16 protein-coding genes are annotated in these 15449 nt (G+C 72.0%); 12 read left to right on the forward strand and 4 right to left on the reverse strand.

All coding sequences use genetic code 11. The features are described 5' to 3' along the window. Positions 1-46: 46 nt before the first annotated feature. A complete protein-coding gene (locus ACQP00_RS36050) occupies positions 47-685 on the reverse strand; it encodes a hypothetical protein (protein ID WP_433224108.1) in 639 nt (212 codons plus the stop codon). 23 nt (positions 686-708) lie between these two features. Between ACQP00_RS36050 and ACQP00_RS36055 the strand changes: the two genes are divergently transcribed. From ACQP00_RS36055 to ACQP00_RS36075, 5 genes are all read left to right on the forward strand, one after another. Next, positions 709-900, forward strand: coding sequence for a hypothetical protein (locus ACQP00_RS36055; protein WP_433204511.1), 192 nt, complete (start codon positions 709-711; stop codon positions 898-900). A 20-nt stretch (positions 901-920) separates the two neighbouring features. Further along, the gene (serA, locus tag ACQP00_RS36060) at positions 921-2147 is read left to right on the forward strand and encodes a phosphoglycerate dehydrogenase (protein WP_433204514.1); all 1227 of its coding nucleotides are present in this window, start codon (positions 921-923) and stop codon (positions 2145-2147) included. 58 nt (positions 2148-2205) lie between these two features. Next, entirely contained in the window at positions 2206-2838 is a 633-nt protein-coding gene (locus ACQP00_RS36065; RefSeq protein WP_433204517.1) for an HNH endonuclease family protein, read from the forward strand. 8 nt (positions 2839-2846) lie between these two features. Then, positions 2847-3398, forward strand: a complete 552-nt coding sequence (locus tag ACQP00_RS36070) for an aminoglycoside phosphotransferase family protein (RefSeq protein WP_433204520.1) — start codon at positions 2847-2849, stop codon at positions 3396-3398. Positions 3399-3538: 140 nt separating this feature from the next. Continuing rightward, entirely contained in the window at positions 3539-4435 is an 897-nt protein-coding gene (locus ACQP00_RS36075) for a ribonuclease Z (protein WP_433204522.1), read from the forward strand. A 3-nt stretch (positions 4436-4438) separates the two neighbouring features. On the opposite strand, the gene ACQP00_RS36080 is transcribed toward ACQP00_RS36075, so the two are convergent. After that, positions 4439-4732, reverse strand: a complete 294-nt coding sequence (locus ACQP00_RS36080; protein ID WP_433066767.1) for a DUF4193 domain-containing protein — start codon at positions 4730-4732, stop codon at positions 4439-4441. Positions 4733-5048: 316 nt separating this feature from the next. Between ACQP00_RS36080 and ACQP00_RS36085 the strand changes: the two genes are divergently transcribed. From ACQP00_RS36085 to ACQP00_RS36095, 3 genes are all read left to right on the forward strand, one after another. Next, on the forward strand, positions 5049-7472 hold the full coding sequence (locus ACQP00_RS36085; RefSeq protein WP_433204525.1) for a GcvT family protein: 2424 nt from the start codon (positions 5049-5051) through the stop codon (positions 7470-7472). A gap of 106 nt (positions 7473-7578) precedes the next feature. Beyond that, positions 7579-8457, forward strand: coding sequence for an FG-GAP repeat domain-containing protein (locus ACQP00_RS36090; RefSeq protein WP_433204528.1), 879 nt, complete (start codon positions 7579-7581; stop codon positions 8455-8457). Positions 8458-8588: 131 nt separating this feature from the next. Then, entirely contained in the window at positions 8589-9440 is an 852-nt protein-coding gene (locus ACQP00_RS36095) for an FG-GAP repeat domain-containing protein (RefSeq protein WP_433204531.1), read from the forward strand. Between the two features lie 37 nt (positions 9441-9477). Here ACQP00_RS36095 and ACQP00_RS36100 read toward each other — a convergent pair whose 3' ends face one another. Next, positions 9478-11175 carry a VanW family protein gene (locus tag ACQP00_RS36100; protein WP_433204534.1) on the reverse strand — a complete coding sequence of 566 codons (1698 nt, stop codon included), beginning with the start codon at positions 11173-11175 and terminating at the stop codon, positions 9478-9480. 161 nt (positions 11176-11336) lie between these two features. Between ACQP00_RS36100 and ACQP00_RS36105 the strand changes: the two genes are divergently transcribed. Beyond that, the gene (locus tag ACQP00_RS36105) at positions 11337-12164 is read left to right on the forward strand and encodes an ATP-grasp domain-containing protein (RefSeq protein ID WP_433044995.1); all 828 of its coding nucleotides are present in this window, start codon (positions 11337-11339) and stop codon (positions 12162-12164) included. A gap of 5 nt (positions 12165-12169) precedes the next feature. Next, positions 12170-12709, forward strand: a complete 540-nt coding sequence (locus ACQP00_RS36110) for a phosphoribosyltransferase family protein (protein ID WP_433204537.1) — start codon at positions 12170-12172, stop codon at positions 12707-12709. Here the strand turns inward: ACQP00_RS36110 and ACQP00_RS36115 are convergent. After that, the gene (locus ACQP00_RS36115; protein ID WP_433204540.1) at positions 12706-13728 is read right to left on the reverse strand and encodes a hypothetical protein; all 1023 of its coding nucleotides are present in this window, start codon (positions 13726-13728) and stop codon (positions 12706-12708) included. The two genes, ACQP00_RS36110 and ACQP00_RS36115, sit on opposite strands and share 4 nt — an antisense overlap. Before the next feature lie 218 nt (positions 13729-13946). Between ACQP00_RS36115 and ACQP00_RS36120 the strand changes: the two genes are divergently transcribed. After that, positions 13947-14057 (forward strand): DUF2695 domain-containing protein, encoded by a 111-nt coding sequence (locus ACQP00_RS36120; protein WP_433204543.1) that lies wholly within the window; start codon positions 13947-13949, stop codon positions 14055-14057. A 128-nt stretch (positions 14058-14185) separates the two neighbouring features. After that, complete coding sequence (locus tag ACQP00_RS36125; protein WP_433204546.1) at positions 14186-15364, forward strand: hypothetical protein; 1179 nt, start codon at positions 14186-14188, stop codon at positions 15362-15364. Positions 15365-15449: the final 85 nt, after the last annotated feature.

Here is a 15449-nt window from a genome sequence, read left to right on the forward strand (position 1 = left end):
CCCGGCCCGTTCGCGGACTGCGCCCGACCGAACGGTCAGATCTGACTCAGCGTCGTAAGGGCGACACGTCGGGCAGGCGCACCGCGATCTCCTCGCCCAGCCGGGCCCCGTGCAGCAGCTCCAGGTCGTCGCCGCTCCAGAACTTGCCCGGGTCGTACCAGTTCGCGCGGCGTCGGCGGGCCAGCAGCCCCATGTCCTCGTAGGTGACCGCGACGACCTCGGCGCAGTACGCGGTCTCCAGGCTGCCGCCGGCCGGCCGGCGCAGGTTCGGCAGGCGGCCCTTGAACCAGCGCCCGGCGAGCCGGGCGGTGGACGGGAACGGGGTGCCGTCCAGGCGGGCGACGGTCCGCAGCGCGGCGTCCTCCATCGCCGCCCCGGCCTCGGGGAACAGTTGCCGGAGCCAGGCGCGCTGGCCGTACCGGCGGCCCCAGACGAGGACCGCGTCGCGCAGGTCGTGCAGCTGGACCCCGCGCTGCCTGGTGCCGGTCCACATGTCGGGCAGCGAGCGCCCGAGCTCGGCGTGCCACATGAGCGGCGGCATGTCGTCGAGCACGATCGCCATGCCGACGTGGTTGACCGGGCTGTTGGTGAGCGTCTGGATGGCGCGATCGGCGGTGCTGCGGCCGCGGAACACCCACAGGTCACCCGTCCGGGTCATCCGCACGGCCTCATCGAGATCCACCATCACCCGGACTACCCTAGGGCCTCATGCGAATGAAGTGGTGGAAGGTCGTCGGGCTCGCCGGTGTGGTCGGCGTGGCGGCGACGGGAGTGCTGGTCGCGCGGGCCGAGCGGCAGCGCCGGGCGTACACCCCGGAGGAGATCCGGGACAAGCTGCGCACCCGGCACGCCGTCGCACAGGACGGGACGAGTCCCGGCTCACGTACCAGTGGCACCTGAGGTCACCTAGGGTAGGGAGTGTGCTGCCACTGACATCCCAGGCCGACCCGGTGCGGGTCCTGTTCCTCGAAAACATCCACCCGGTCGCGGTCGAGCGGATGCGCGCCGAGGGTTACGAGGTCGACACCGCCGGGCACGCGCTCGACGAGGACGAGCTGATCGCCCGGCTCGACGGTGTCCACCTGCTGGGCATCCGCTCCAAGACCCAGGTCACCGCCAACGTCCTGGCCTCCGCCCCGAGCCTGCGGGCGATCGGCGCCTTCTGCATCGGCACCGACCAGATCGACCTGCGCACCGCCGCCGAGACCGGCATCGCCGTGTTCAACGCGCCCTTCTCCAACACCCGCAGCGTGGTGGAGCTGGCCATCGCCGAGATCATCGCGCTGACCCGCCGGCTCACCGAGAAGAACGCCGACATGCACAACGGCGTGTGGAACAAGGAGGCGGCGGGCTCCCACGAGGTCCGCGGCCGCTCCATCGGCATCGTCGGCTACGGCAACATCGGCACGCAGCTGTCGGTGCTCTGCGAGAACCTCGGTCTCCGGGTGTACTTCTACGACACCTCGGAACGGCTCGCCCTCGGCAACGCGGTGCGCTGCAACTCCCTCGACGAGCTGCTGGAGGTGTCCGACATCGTCACCCTGCACGTCGACGGCCGCCCGGGCAACAGCGGCTTCTTCGGCGAGGAGCAGTTCGCCAAGATGCGGCCCCGCAGCATCTTCCTGAACCTCAGCCGCGGCTTCGTCATCGACCACGACGCCCTGCGCCGGCACCTCGACAACGGCCACCTCGCGGGCGCCGCCGTCGACGTGTTCCCGAAGGAGCCCAAGGCCAAGGGCGACGAGTTCGTCTCCGCCCTGCGCGGGCTGCCCAACGTGATCCTCACCCCGCACATCGGCGGCTCGACCGAGGAGGCGCAGTCCGACATCGGCTCCTTCGTGGCCGAGAAGCTGCACAAGTACGTGGCCGAGGGCTCCACCACGCTGAGCGTCAACCTGCCGTCGCTGAACCTGCAGCAGGCCCCGGAGACGCACCGCATCGCCCTGCTGCACCACAACGTCCCGGGCGTGCTGGCCGACGTGAACAGCATCTTCGCCGGCCACAAGGTGAACGTGGAGGGCCAGATCCTGGCCACCCGCGGCGAGTACGGCTACCTGCTCACCGACATCGCGGCGCAGTACCCCCAGGAGATCCTGACCCAGCTCGCGAACATGGCCACGACTGTTCAGCTCCGCGTCCTCAGCTAGCAATTGACTTAAATCAATATCGCGGGCAGCGTGCTCCCTGACACCGAAGGGAGCACGCATGCTCAGGGTTGTTCGCGCGGCCGCCGTGGTCGCCGCCGTCACTGCGGGGTCCGTCGTGGCGCTCGCCGGCCCGGCCGGGGCCACCCCTCCCGGCATCCCGTCCAAGGCCACCGCCCAGTCCCAGCTCAACGGCCTGACCGTGGCCACCGAGGGCTCGATGAGCGGCTACAGCCGCGACAAGTTCCCGCACTGGATCACCATCTCCGGCTCCTGCGACACCCGCGAGACCGTCCTCAAGCGCGACGGCACCTCGGTCGTCACGAGCAGCGCCTGCGCCGCCACCTCGGGCCGCTGGTACAGCCCCTACGACGGCGCCACCTGGACCGCCGCCGGCGACGTCGACATCGACCACGTCGTCCCCCTGGCCGAGGCCTGGCGCTCCGGCGCTTCCTCGTGGACGACGGCCCAGCGCCAGTCCTTCGCCAACGACCTGAGCCACCCCCAGCTCATCGCGGTCACCGACAACGTCAACCAGTCCAAGGGCGACCAGGACCCCTCCACCTGGCAGCCGCCGCTCTCCTCCTACCGCTGCACCTACGCGCGGATGTGGATCTCGGTGAAGTCGACGTACAAGCTCAAGCTGCAGTCGGCCGAGAAGACCGCCCTGCAGTCCATGCTCAACGCCTGCTGACGGAGCCGATGGACGAGATCCTCCAGCACGACCCCCACCGGACCGTGGTGCGCATCGGCGCCACGGTCCGGCGGCCGGTGCACCCCTGGAGCCCCTCCGTCCACGCGCTGCTGGCCCACCTGGAGGCGGCCGGGTTCACCGCCGCGCCGCGGTTCCTCGGCGTCGACGAGCTCGGCCGGGAGATCCTCGACTACCTGCCGGGCGAGTCCGGCGGCGCCGGCTGGCGGCACGCGGCCACCGACGACGGCCTCGCCGCGATGGCCCGCCTGCTGCGCGACTACCACGAGGCCGTGGCCGGGTTCGCCGGCGAGTGGCCCTGGGCGGCCCACGACGGGACGGTCCGGGCCGGCGAGATCGTCTGCCACGGCGACTTCGGCCCGTGGAACCTGGTCTGGCGCGGCGGCCGGCCCGTCGGCATCCTCGACTGGGACTACGCCTGGCCGCAGCCGCCCGTGCACGACGTCGCCTACGCCCTGGAATACGTGGCGCCGTTCCGCTCCGACGAGGAGGCGATGACATCCCGCCTCGCCCCAGCCGTGGCCAAGGCCCGTTTCGTATGACGTGCCGCCGCCCGTCGGTCGCGCGCTGGTGTTGAGGGGGTGTGGGTGGAGCTTGCTCCCCCACCGCTCTTCAGGACATCGCACGGTAGGCAACGGTGCCCGAAAGACCGTCCGCTGCCGCCGCCGGTACAGTCGGCGGGATGTCGCACCGTGAGCTCGTCGTGCTCGGTACCGCCAGTCAGGTTCCCACGCGGCTGCGCAACCACAACGGGTACTTCCTGAGCTGGGACGGCGAGGGCATCCTGTTCGACCCGGGCGACGGCACCCAGCGCCAGATGGCCCACGCCGGCGTCGCGGCCAGTGACATCACCCGGATCTGCCTCACGCACTTCCACGGCGACCACTGCCTCGGCCTGCCCGGGGTCATCCAGCACATCTCGCTGGACGGCTCACCCCACGACGTGCAGGCCTACTTCCCGGCGTCCGGCGAGGTGTACTTCGACCGCCTCCGATACGCCGCCCCGTACTACGACACCGCGACGATCACCAAGTGCCCGGTCGCGAGCGAGGGGCTGCTCGCGGACACCGGGAAGGTGCGCCTCGAGGCTTACCGGCTGGATCACGGGATCGAGGCGTACGGCTACCGGATCATCGAACCCGACGGGCGGCGGATGCTCCCGGAGCGGCTGCGGGAGCACGGCATCGCCGGACCGGACATCGCCGCGCTGCAGCGGGCCGGGGAGCTTCGAGGGGTGCGGCTGGAGGACGTGAGCGAGCCCAGGCGGGGGCAGCGCTTCGCGTTCGTGATGGACACGCGGCTGTGTGCGGGCGTGCGGACGCTCGCCGAGGGCGCCGACGTGCTCGTGATCGAGTCGACGTACCTCGCCGAGGACGAAGACCTGGCCGTCGCGCACGGGCACCTGACCGCCGGGCAGGCGGCGCGGGTGGCCGCGGAGGGCGGGGTGCACACGCTCGTGCTCACCCACTTCTCGCAGCGCTACGACGACCCGTCACGCTTCCGGCGGGAGGCGGAAGCGGTCTTCGACGGCGAGGTTGTCGTCGCCGAGGATCTGACCAGGGTCAAGATCCGCGGCTGAGACTCAGTCACATTCGGTGCAGATCGGCGCGCCGTTCTTCTCCCGCGACAGCTGACTGCGGTGGTGGACCAGGAAACAACTGGAGCAGCGGAACTCGTCGCCCCGCATCGGTACGACGGGAACGGTCAGCTCCTCGTCGGTCAGTTCCGCGCCGGGCAGCTCGAAACCGGCCTCGTTCTCGTCCACGTCGACGACGGCCGACTGGCCGTTGCTCCGGCGGGCGGTGAGCTCCTCCAGGCTGTCCTCGGCGAGGTCCGCTCCGACCGGGTTGCGTGGGGCGTCGTAGTCGGTGCTGATGGCCATGGCGTTCACCCTCTCATGGTGACTTGGTTGTGTAACGAACGCCGCCGGCCTCGGATGTGTTCCCGACCGACATGAATGAATCCAGAAGTGGCCCAGCTCACGCCGGTTCACGCGGATCCGGTCCCGATTTGGTCCACTGTGGACATATCAACAGCGGCAGCGCCAACGAGGCTACCTCGCCGGGTCGCCCGTGCGGGGACTTTTGGCATTCTCGGCCCACATGTCGTCGGGCCGTTCGAAAAGCCCCAGGTCAGGACGGTGGGCTGGCCGAATGGAGGAACGCGGCGGTGGGGGCCACTAGAGTGCTCGCATGAACGTTCCGGAGCGCGCTCGTGTGGTGGTCGTGGGTGGTGGGGTCATCGGGACATCGGTGGCGTACCACCTGGCGAAGGCCGGTATCACCGACGTCCTGCTGCTGGAGCGCGACCGGCTCACCGCCGGCACCACCTGGCACGCGGCCGGCCTGATCGTGACGTTCGGCTCGCTGTCGGAGACCTCGACCCGGATGCGACAGTACACCCGCGACCTGTACGCGAGCTTGGAGGACGAGACCGGCCTGTCGACGGGCCTGCGGCAGTGCGGGTTCATCGAACTGGCGGCGGACGCGGGGCGGCTGGAGGAGTACCGTCGCGTCGCCGCCTTCAACCGGCACCTGGGCGTCGACGTGCACGAGATCTCCCCGGCCGAGGTCAAGGACCTGTTCCCGCTCGCGCGCACCGACGACGTCCTCGCGGGGTTCTACGTCGCCGAAGACGGCCGGGCCAACCCGGTCGACGTCACCATGTCCCTCGCCAAGGGCGCCCGCCAGCGCGGGGTGAGGATCCTCGAGGGGGTCCCGGTCACCGGCACCCTGCGCCGCCGGGACACGGTCACCGGGGTGCGGACCCCGTTCGGCGACATCGAGGCGGAGGTCGTCGTCAACTGCGCCGGCATGTGGGCCCGCCAGGTCGCGCAGGAGGCCGGGGTGAGCGTGCCGCTGCAGGCGGCCGAGCACTACTACCTCATCACCGAGCCCATCGACGGCGTCCGCGCCGACCTGCCCGTCCTGGAGGACCCGGGATCCTTCGGGTACTTCCGGGAGGAGACCGGCGGCCTCATGGTCGGGCTGTTCGAGGGCGCGGCCGCACCCTGGAGCGTCGACCGGGTGCCCGACGGCTTCTCGTTCGGCACGCTCCCGCCCGACTGGGACCGGATGGCGCCCTACCTGGAGCGGGCGATGGCCCGGATCCCGGTCACCGCGACCGCCGGCGTGCGGACGTTCTTCTGCGGCCCGGAGAGCTTCACGCCCGACCTCGCGCCGGTCTTCGGCGAGTCCCCGGAGCTGCGCAACTACTTCGTCGCGGCCGGGCTCAACTCGATCGGCATCCTCACCGGCGGCGGCATCGGGCGGGCCATGGCGACCTGGATCGCCGACGGCCGCCCGGACATCGACGTGACCGGCATGCACATCGACCGCCTCCAGCCCTACCAGCGCAACCGGGAATACCGCGCCGTCCGTACCGTCGAAGCCCTGGGTCAGGTCTATGCCTGCCATTTCCCCAACAAGGCGCTGACGACGGGGCGTGACGCCCGCCGCTCGCCCCTGCACGACGCGGTGGCCGTGCACAAGCCGTTCCGCCGGGACGTCTCCGGCTGGGAGATGCCGGACGTCTACGGCTTCGAGGGCCCGTTCGAGCCCTCGTGGGACCGCCCGGCGTGGTTCCCGCAGTGGGCCGCCGAGCACCGCGCGGCCCGCGAGGACGCGATCCTCATGGACATGTCCTTCATGGCCAAGTTCCTGGTCCAGGGGCGCGACGCGGCCGCCGCCCTGGAGGAGCTCTCGGCCAACCGGGTCGCCAACCCGGGCACCGTCACCTACACCCAGTGGCTCAACGAGGGCGGCACCATCGAGGCCGACCTGACCGTCACCCAGCTCGACGACGAACGGTTCTGGGTGGTCGCCTCGGACACCGCGCACCGCCACGCGTTCGCCCGGCTGCGCCGCCACCTCGACGGCCGGCTCGCCTTCGCCACCGACGTCACCTCCGGCTGGGCCCAGCTCAACGTCCAGGGCCCGCGCTCCCGGGAGATCCTGCAGGCGGCGGCCGGCGCCGAGGTCACGCTGCCGTTCCGCGGGGCGGCCGAGCTGGAGATCGGGTTCGCCCGGGTGCTGTGCCTGCGCATCACCTACGTCGGGGAGCTGGGCTACGAGCTCTACGTGCCTGCGGAGCAGGCGGTGCACGTCCACGACCGCCTGGTCGCCGCCGGGGCCGGGCACGGACTGCGCCACGCCGGGCTCAAGGCCCTGGCCAGCCTGCGGATCGAGAAGGGGTACCGCGACTACGGCCACGACATCGACAACACTGACGACGTCCTCGCGGCCGGCCTCGGGTTCGCCGTGGATTTGGACAAGGGCGACTTCATCGGCCGCGACGCCGTCGTGGCGCTCAAGGCCCGCGGCCCGCTGACCCGGCGGCTCGTGCAGGTGCTCGTCACCGACCCCAAGGCGCTGCTGCACCACGCCGAGGTGGTCCGGCGCGACGGGCGCGACATCGGGTACGTGCGGGCCGCCTCCTACGGGCACACCCTCGGCGGCGCGGTCGGGCTGGCCATGCTCGACGCCGGGGCCGAGCCGCTCGACCAGGCCTGGCTCGACGCGGCCCCGCTGACCGTCGAGGTGGCCGGGGCCGGCTACCCGGCCCGGGCCTCGCTGCGCCCCTTGTACGACCCGGCGAGCGCGCGCGTGCGGGTTTGACACGCGAGACAGGAAGGCGACCGTTCCGTTGCTTTAAGTTATTGCGCGCCTACTCTCGGTGATGTGAGGTCGTGACCGACGATCCATCGACACGGGGAGCAGGGACATGAAGATCCGACAGCTGGGCATCGCCGCCGCCACCGCGGGCATCGGGCTGGCCACATCGTTCGGCCTCGCGGCACCGGCCGCGGCCGCCTCCGACGGCGCGTTCAGCGTCGCCGGCGTCAAGGACTGGGACCGCGACGGGCACCAGGACATCGTGGTGCGCGAGAACGGCACCGGCGACCTGTACCTGTACCCGGGCCGCTCGGTCCGCGGGTACAGCTCGATCCCACGCGTGAAGATCGGCAACGGCTGGAACGGGTTCACCTTCGGCGGCGTGACCGACTGGGACAACGACGGCCACCAGGACATCCTCGCGGTCGAGAACGGCACCGGCGACCTGTACCTCTATCCCGGCCAGTCCCGGCGCGGCTACTCGTCGATCCCGCGCGTGAAGATCGGCAACGGCTGGCACGGCTTCACGATCGTCGGCCTCGGCGACTGGGACAAGGACGGCCACCAGGACATCGTCGCGCGCAGCGAGTCCACCGGCGACCTGTACCTCTACCCCGGCCAGTCCAAGCGCGCCTACTCCTCGATCGACCGGGTCCAGATCGGCAACGGCTGGATGGGGCACACCGTGGCCGGGATCGCGGACTGGGACAAGGACGGCCACGCCGACCTGGTGACCCGCGAGGACGCGACCGGCGTCCTGTGGCTCTACCCGGGCCAGTCGAAGCGCGGCTACTCGACGGCCGGGCGCGTGCAGATCGGCAACGGGTGGACCGGCTACACGTTCGCCGGGCTGGCCGACTGGGACAAGGACGGCCACCAGGACATCCTGACCCGCAACGACAGCACGCGGGACCTGTGGCTGTACCCCGGCCAGTCCAAGCGCGGCTACTCGACCATCGACCCGGTGAAGGTCGGCAACGGCTGGTAGCCGCAATTCGCGAAAATGTTACCCAGCGTCGCGAAATGCACACATCCTGTTGGGTGGGCGGTGCCACGACGGGCCGCCCGCCGCGGGTCGCAACGGGGTGGCCCGCACCTCACGGGGGAGCAGGAAACGACATGCGGATCAGGAGACTCGCCGTTGCGGCGGTCGCACTCGGACTGACGGCGGCGATGGCCGGCGGCGCACCCGCGTCGGCGTCGGGCACCTACTCGTTCGCGGGCGTCGCGGACTGGGACAACGACGGCAACCAGGACATCGTGGCCCGCGACCCGGCCGGCGACCTCTGGCTCTTCCCGGGCCAGTCGGTGCGCGCCGTCGCCGACGTGGCGCCGGTGCAGATCGGCAGCGGGTGGAACGGGTACACGTTCACCGGCCTGGCCGACTGGGACAACGACGGCAACCAGGACCTGGTCGCCCGCAACGTCGCCGGCGACCTGCTGCTGTTCCCGGGCGAGGCCAGGCGGGGCGTGTCGACCCAGCAGCCGGCGCAGATCGGGCTGGGCTGGAACGGGTACACCTTCGCGGGTATCGCCGACTGGGACAAGGACGGCAACGCCGACATCCTCGCCCGCGCCCTCAACGGCGACATGTGGCTCTTCCCGGGCGAGGCGAAGCGCACCTACAGCACCGCCGCCCCGGTGAAGATCGGCACCGGCTGGTTCGGCTACGACTTCGCCGGGATCACCGACTGGGACAAGGACGGCAACCAGGACATCCTCGTCCGCGGTACGACCGGTGACCTGAGCCTGTTCCCGGGCCAGTCCACCCGCGGGGTCTCCACCGAGCCGCCCGCGCTCATCGGCACCGGCTGGAACGGCTACGACTTCGCCGGCGCCACCGACTGGGACAAGGACGGCAACGCCGACCTCGTGGCCCGCAAGACCAACAACGACCTGTGGGTGTTCCCGGGCGACTCGACCCGCGGGGTGAGCGGCCAGGACCCGGTCCAGATCGGCAGCGGCTGGTAGCGCTTCCCAGAATCGGGCAGCGCTTGCTCTCAAAAGATCAGGCCGGCGCCGGGCCGCACACGAAGCGCGGCTCGGCGTCGTAGCGCCAGGTGAAGCGCTCGCGCCGCACCTCCTGCCCGTCCCGGCTGAACACCCGGTACGCCTCCTGCGTGAACCCCTCCGCGCCCGACGTCGGGTTGCAGTCGGACTCCTGCAGGTACACGGTCTTCGGCTGCACCAGCTTGGTCTTGGGCGCGTAGACGGTACTGATGTCGTAGCGCTTCGTCCCGTAGAGCGTGACCGTGACCGAGTCGTCGCCCGTCGCGGTGTCGATCAGCACGCCGCTCGGCCCGTCGTTGCGCACCCGCAGGTCCAGCGAGGGGAACACGACGGTCGCCTCGATCACGGCCGGGTACCGGTCGAAGTAGTAGCTGTGCGGGTGGTGCTCGACGTCCTCCAGCCCGGCCAGGTAGGCGGCGTTGAACAGCGTCGTCGCGACCTGCGACACGCCGCCGCCGGAGCTGTTCTTGATCTTCCCGTCCTCGATGCCCGGGGCATCGACGTAGCCCTTCGCATGCGAACGCTCCCCGACCCGCTGGTTGAGCGAGAACGTCTCGCCGGGCTTGATGAGCATGCCCCGCAGCGCCTCGGCCATGGTGCGGATGTTCACCACCCGCGGCTGCCCCGGCTCGAAGTGCGTGGTGAACGTGCCGATCGGGGTGCTCACGCCCAGTTTCGCCAAGGACGCCGCGGTGGTACCGGCGGCAGCGGGCACCATCGGCACCTGCACCCGGCGCGGGGTCGCCGTCGAGCGCAACGCCTCCAGCAGGCGCGGCGCGGCCAGGTCGACCTGGCTGCCCTCGGCCTCGGCCCGCACCACCGGGCGGCCGTCGACGATCTCGAAGCGGGCGTCGGCCGCCGGGATCTCGACGCGGGCGAAGGCGGCCGCGGCCGACTTGCGCAGCGCGAGCGCGTCGAGCGCGGGCACGATCCGCCCGTCCGGGCCGGACTCCAGGCGCAGCGCGGCCGCGATGCCGGACGACGGTACCGTCACATCGCCTCTGGGCGTGGCCAGCACGAGCGGCGCGGCCACCGCGGGCGTCGCGAGCCCGGCGACGAGCCGGTCCACGTCAGCCCGGGTGTCGTGCGGCACCAGGTCCACGACCGGGAACTCGAGCACCGGCCGGCGCAGCCAGCCCGCCTCGGTCAGCCGCGCGGCCTGGGCCCGATCGAGACCGCGGCCCCGCTCGGGGTACACCGGAAGCGGCCGCAGCCCGTCGAACCGCACGGCCGGCAGCACCGGGGCGTCGCCCTGCGCGCCGAGGTGGTCCATGAGCGCGGCGAAGAGGCGGTCCGCGTCGACGTGCACGACCGGCTGGACATCGGCGTGGCCGAACGGGACCGGCCTGACCTCACCGGCGCGCTCGACGGTCGCGGCGACGTCGAGGGTCAGCCCCACGGCCGCCGGGTCCAGCACGGCCGCCTCGGTGCCGACCTTGACCGCGACCGGCTGGTGCAGCCGGCCCGCGACCGCCGCCTGGAGGGCCGCCGCGGCGTCCTCGCGGGACCGCCCGCCGATGTCGACGCCGAGCACGTGGACGCCGCGGTTGACGGCGTGCGCGTACGCCCGCACCGCCGCGAACCCCGGCAGCACGACGAGCAGGGTGACGGCGATCACCAGCCGGCGGCGGCGGACGGCGCGACGGCGGCGCACCAGCGGCGGGACCACGGGTCGCGCCCGAAGCTCGGTAGCCATGGTGATACCGTGCCCGATTTGTAACCTAACGTGCTAAAGGTCGGCCTTGATGTCCCCGAAAGAGTCACCCTGAGTGCCCGTCCGTGATCCCGCCGCAGGGCGTTGTGCCGTCTGCGGGCTCCGGCAACGACACTGACGACGCTCGCTGGCAGGATGTATGGGTGCGTCAGTTCCGGACCCTGGCAATGCGGGTGCGCTCGCCCGAGGCGAGCGCGGCGCTGACGCATGCCGCCGAGCGCATGGGCCTGCCGGTGGCCCAGCTCCCGGGCGACCCGGCCGAGGTCGACGGCCTGCACTCGGCCGACGGGGTGGCCTGGCGCGCGGCCGGCGGCTACCTCACGACCCTGATCGCCGGCGGCGCCGACGTGTGCCTGTCGGGGGCGTCCCCGACCTGGTTCGCCGCATTGCCCAAGGACGTGACGGGCCGCGACATCCGGCTCGTGAGCGTCGGCGAGGCCCCGGACTTCGTCGGCCCCCGCCCGGCCGTGGCCAAGCTCGCCGACGAGAAGCACCCGGCGTTCTCCGCGGCCTGGGTCCGCAACGCCGACGACCTGCGCAACCGCCTGCGCACGGCCCGCCTGCCGGCCGACTCGACGCTCATCATCATGGACCACTGGCTGGACCTGGCCTCGGAGTACCGGGTCTTCACCATCGGCCGCCAGCCCGTCGCCTGGTCCCCGTACCTCGTCGAGGGCGAGGAGTGGAGCCCGTCCCTGCGCATGCACCGCGCCTCCTGGCACGACGAGGCCGCCGCGTTCGTCGCGCTGATGCTGGCCGACCTGCCGGAGCAGGACGTCCCCCCGACCGCCGTCATCGACGTGGGCCGCACCGAGACCGGCGAGTTCGCCGTCCTCGAGGTCAACAACGTGTGGAGCTCCGGCCTGTACAGCTGCGACCCCGACGGCGTCCTGCGCGCCGTCCTGGCCGCGAACGACCCCGACTGCGACCCGCGCTGGCGCTGGCAGCCGGCTCCGGCGCTCGGTGCCTGACCCCAGTGCCTGACCTCACCGCCCGCCTGCGCGTCGGCTTCCATTGGCGCGGCGGCCCCGACGTGGCGTTCGCGGACATCACCGAGTGGTGGCGCGATCCGGCGGTACTGCGCGAACTCCCCCCGGCCGTGGCCGCGCTCGTTCCCGGCGAGCCCACCGTGGTCCTGGGCCCGGCCTCCCGCGGCACCCTGCTGGGCGCCCTGGTGGCCGCGCATCTGGGCGTAGGGTTGGTCGAGGTCCGCAAGAACGACCGCGTGGCCCTGCACTGGAGCTTCTACACGCACCGGACCCTGCCCGAGATCTACCACGAGGGCGGCGCGGTCCTGTCCTTCCGCCGCGCCCTGGTCCGCCCGGACGACCGCGTCCTGTGCGTCGACGACTGGATCGAGAGCGGCGCCCAGGCCCTGGCCATACACGACATGGTCACGGAGATCGGCGCCACCTGGCTGGGCCTGGCGTGCGTGGTCGACGACCTGGGCGACCGCGCGGACATCCGCTCGCAGCTGAGCCTGCGCGCGCTGATGACGGCCACCGACCTGTACTAGATGATCATCCACCGCCGCCGCCGGGGCGCCCGGATCCCGTGCCGCGCAAGCACTCCACGCGCCTTGGCGTGATCGGACGCGGTACATCCGGGGGTGACGAGCATCAGGTGGGCGAGCGACTCCTCGATCGTCACGACCCGCCCGGCGGAGACGGCCGCATCGAGCCGCGCCCGCACCAGATCCCGCACCTCCCGCCGATGCTGCGGCTCCCGATAGGCGAGCGTCACCAGCGCGAACAACGCCGCGTCGCAGACCCAGTCCTCGACCCCGAACGCCAGGTCGAGCAGCACCTCGCGGCGTGCGGCATGGTGCAGAATCCCAAGACAGACCCAGGGCCCCAGCAGCCGGTACCAGTACGTCGGCGTCGTCCGCGCCAGGTTCTTCCACCGCGCCGTATCGGGCGGGCTGGGCAGATGCGCCAGCAGCCCGAGCAGATCGTCGAGCCCCAACTCCCCGAGCGGCGCCGCCTGGAGGTACCCGGACAACATCGACGGCCAGGTCTCTTCCCCGACGGCGTGGAGCGCGGCTACCGCGGCCGCGGACGGCGTGCCGACGGCGGGAACGGGCCTGACCCCGTCGTACCGCCAGATCGCATACTTCCCGGGCCGCCGCAACGGGATGCGGATGTCCGGCTCAGGGAACGCGCGGGTCTCGACGGCGACGTCGCCGACCACCTTGCGCGCGGCGATCAGGGCGGACGGCGGCTCGGCCGCGGACTGCACGATCCGCCGGACGTCGACGGTCTCGCCTTGCGCACGCTGGGCCGCGATCTGGTTGGCCGCGAGGCAGATCGACTCTCCCGGCATCGGCACCCAGTTGAGCCAGGGCCGCGTCGACCCGGCCAGCGCGAACACCACCTCGGTCATCCCGCACGGATGCGGATCGTCGACGATGGCCACGAGATCGGCGACATCGCCGCTGCTGCGGAACCGCAGCCCCCGCCTCGCCGCCTCGCGATGCGGAAACTTCCGATCCTTGGCCAGCCGCCGCAGTTCCTCGTCGACATCGTCCGTGATCATGGCGCGGAGAATAGTCCCTCCCGCACCACCAGCCCCACCCCGCTGCCCCGAAGCAGCCACGCCGGCGCAGCCCACCGTCAGGCCGCCAGATCGCTCGTCGGTGCCGGCGATGTGGTGCGACGATCGGGGTCGTGGACAGCTCGCCCGGGAAAGCGCGGCGCAAGCAGCTTCGTGACGCGTAACAAGAACACGCAGCGCGCGGCCCGTTCGGTGGGCGCGTGACCACGGGGCCGGGTGGGAGGCGCTTGCGGGCCGGCCTGGCGGAGTTCGGCGGCTGCTGCGACTGCGAGGTCGTGCTGAACTGCGGCCCGGAAGACGTCTTCGGGTAGCGCGCCGAGTCCGATGCGAGCGGTCGAAGGGCGTCGCGGCGGATGCGGATCCGGCCGGTCGGGCCTGTCGTTCCAGGTCCGGTTCCGCTCCAATCGACGGCGGGATTCCAGCGACGATTGGGCGTCACGTGACGGACGACGACAGCACGTTCGAGGTTGAGCTGGCCGATGTGGACGCCAGCCGGGAGATCGCCCGGGCGGTCAGCGTCCGGCATGCGATTGCCCGCAAGTTCGTGCTGCGAGCCCGGCGGCGCAATCCCGACGCGTCGCCGGCCGAGGTGATCCGGGTGCTGGAACGGCAGTACGTGGCGGCCATCACCACCGCGGGCGGGGTCGTCACCGCGGCGGCGATCGTGGCCGACGTCGGCATCGCGCTCATCCCCGGGGTCGGGGCCGCTGCGGCCGGGGCCAAAAGCGCTTCCCGGCAGGCGGCCAAGCATGCCGGGAAGCAGGCCGCGAAGGCGGTGGCCAAGCAGGTCGCGCGCGGGGCGGCGGTGACGGGAGCCCGGCGCGTCGCCGCGCTGCTCCCGGCCGGTGACGAGCAGTTGCAGTTCGAGATCACGGCGATCTTCGGGCTGGCCCTGGCCGACATCCACGGCAAGGAGCTTGACAAGGACCAGGCCCATGCGCTCGTGTACGGGCTGTCGAACGGACGGGTCAGCCAGCAGCAGATCGCGCTGATGGCGGCCGACATCGCGCGGCCGGGCACCGACCTCGCGGTCGCCGGGGCAGCCGCGGGCGGGGCCGTCGGCGTCGGACAGGCGATCGCGGCCGGGCGCGGCGACTGGGGACACTGGGCGAACACCCTCGCCGACCTGCTGCCCGGGAGCGCGGCGCAGAGTCTCGTCGGCACCATCCAGACCGGGCGCCTGGACACCGTGCGCCAGAACCTGAGCGGCAAACAGCAGGCGGCGGTCGAGTACGGCGTCGGCGCCCTGGCCGGCGGCGTCACGCGGTTCCTGTTCGGCCGCGAGGTGGTCGAGGCGGCCCGGCTCGCGTTCGCCGACGCCCCGGATGTGTTCCCGGCGCATCTCGCCGTGCCCGTGACAGACGACGGGGCAGAATCAAACCGCGCCCTCGCCGCCCTAGAAGACGCCGCGAAGACGGCGGGCGGCGCGGTGGCCGCCGCGGCGGGAGCGGTGTCCCGCCCGTTCCGCCGGGTCGACCTGGACGGCGACGGCATCCCCGACGAGCCGCAGGCCCTGACCGCCATCAAGGGCGTCGGCGGCGCGGCCGCTTCCCTGTTCAAGTCCCGCAAGCCGGGCCGCCACGCCGCCGGCCACGTCCAGCCGCAGACCGAGGAGTAGCCGGCCCGCGGCGGGACGCTCGCCCGAGCGCTCCCCGCCGCGGAAGCCACACCGCCCGCCAGTGCCACCGCCAGTAGGCCCATGA

Source organism: Dactylosporangium sp. CS-047395, from assembly GCF_050942185.1.
Lineage (GTDB): Bacteria > Actinomycetota > Actinomycetes > Mycobacteriales > Micromonosporaceae > Dactylosporangium.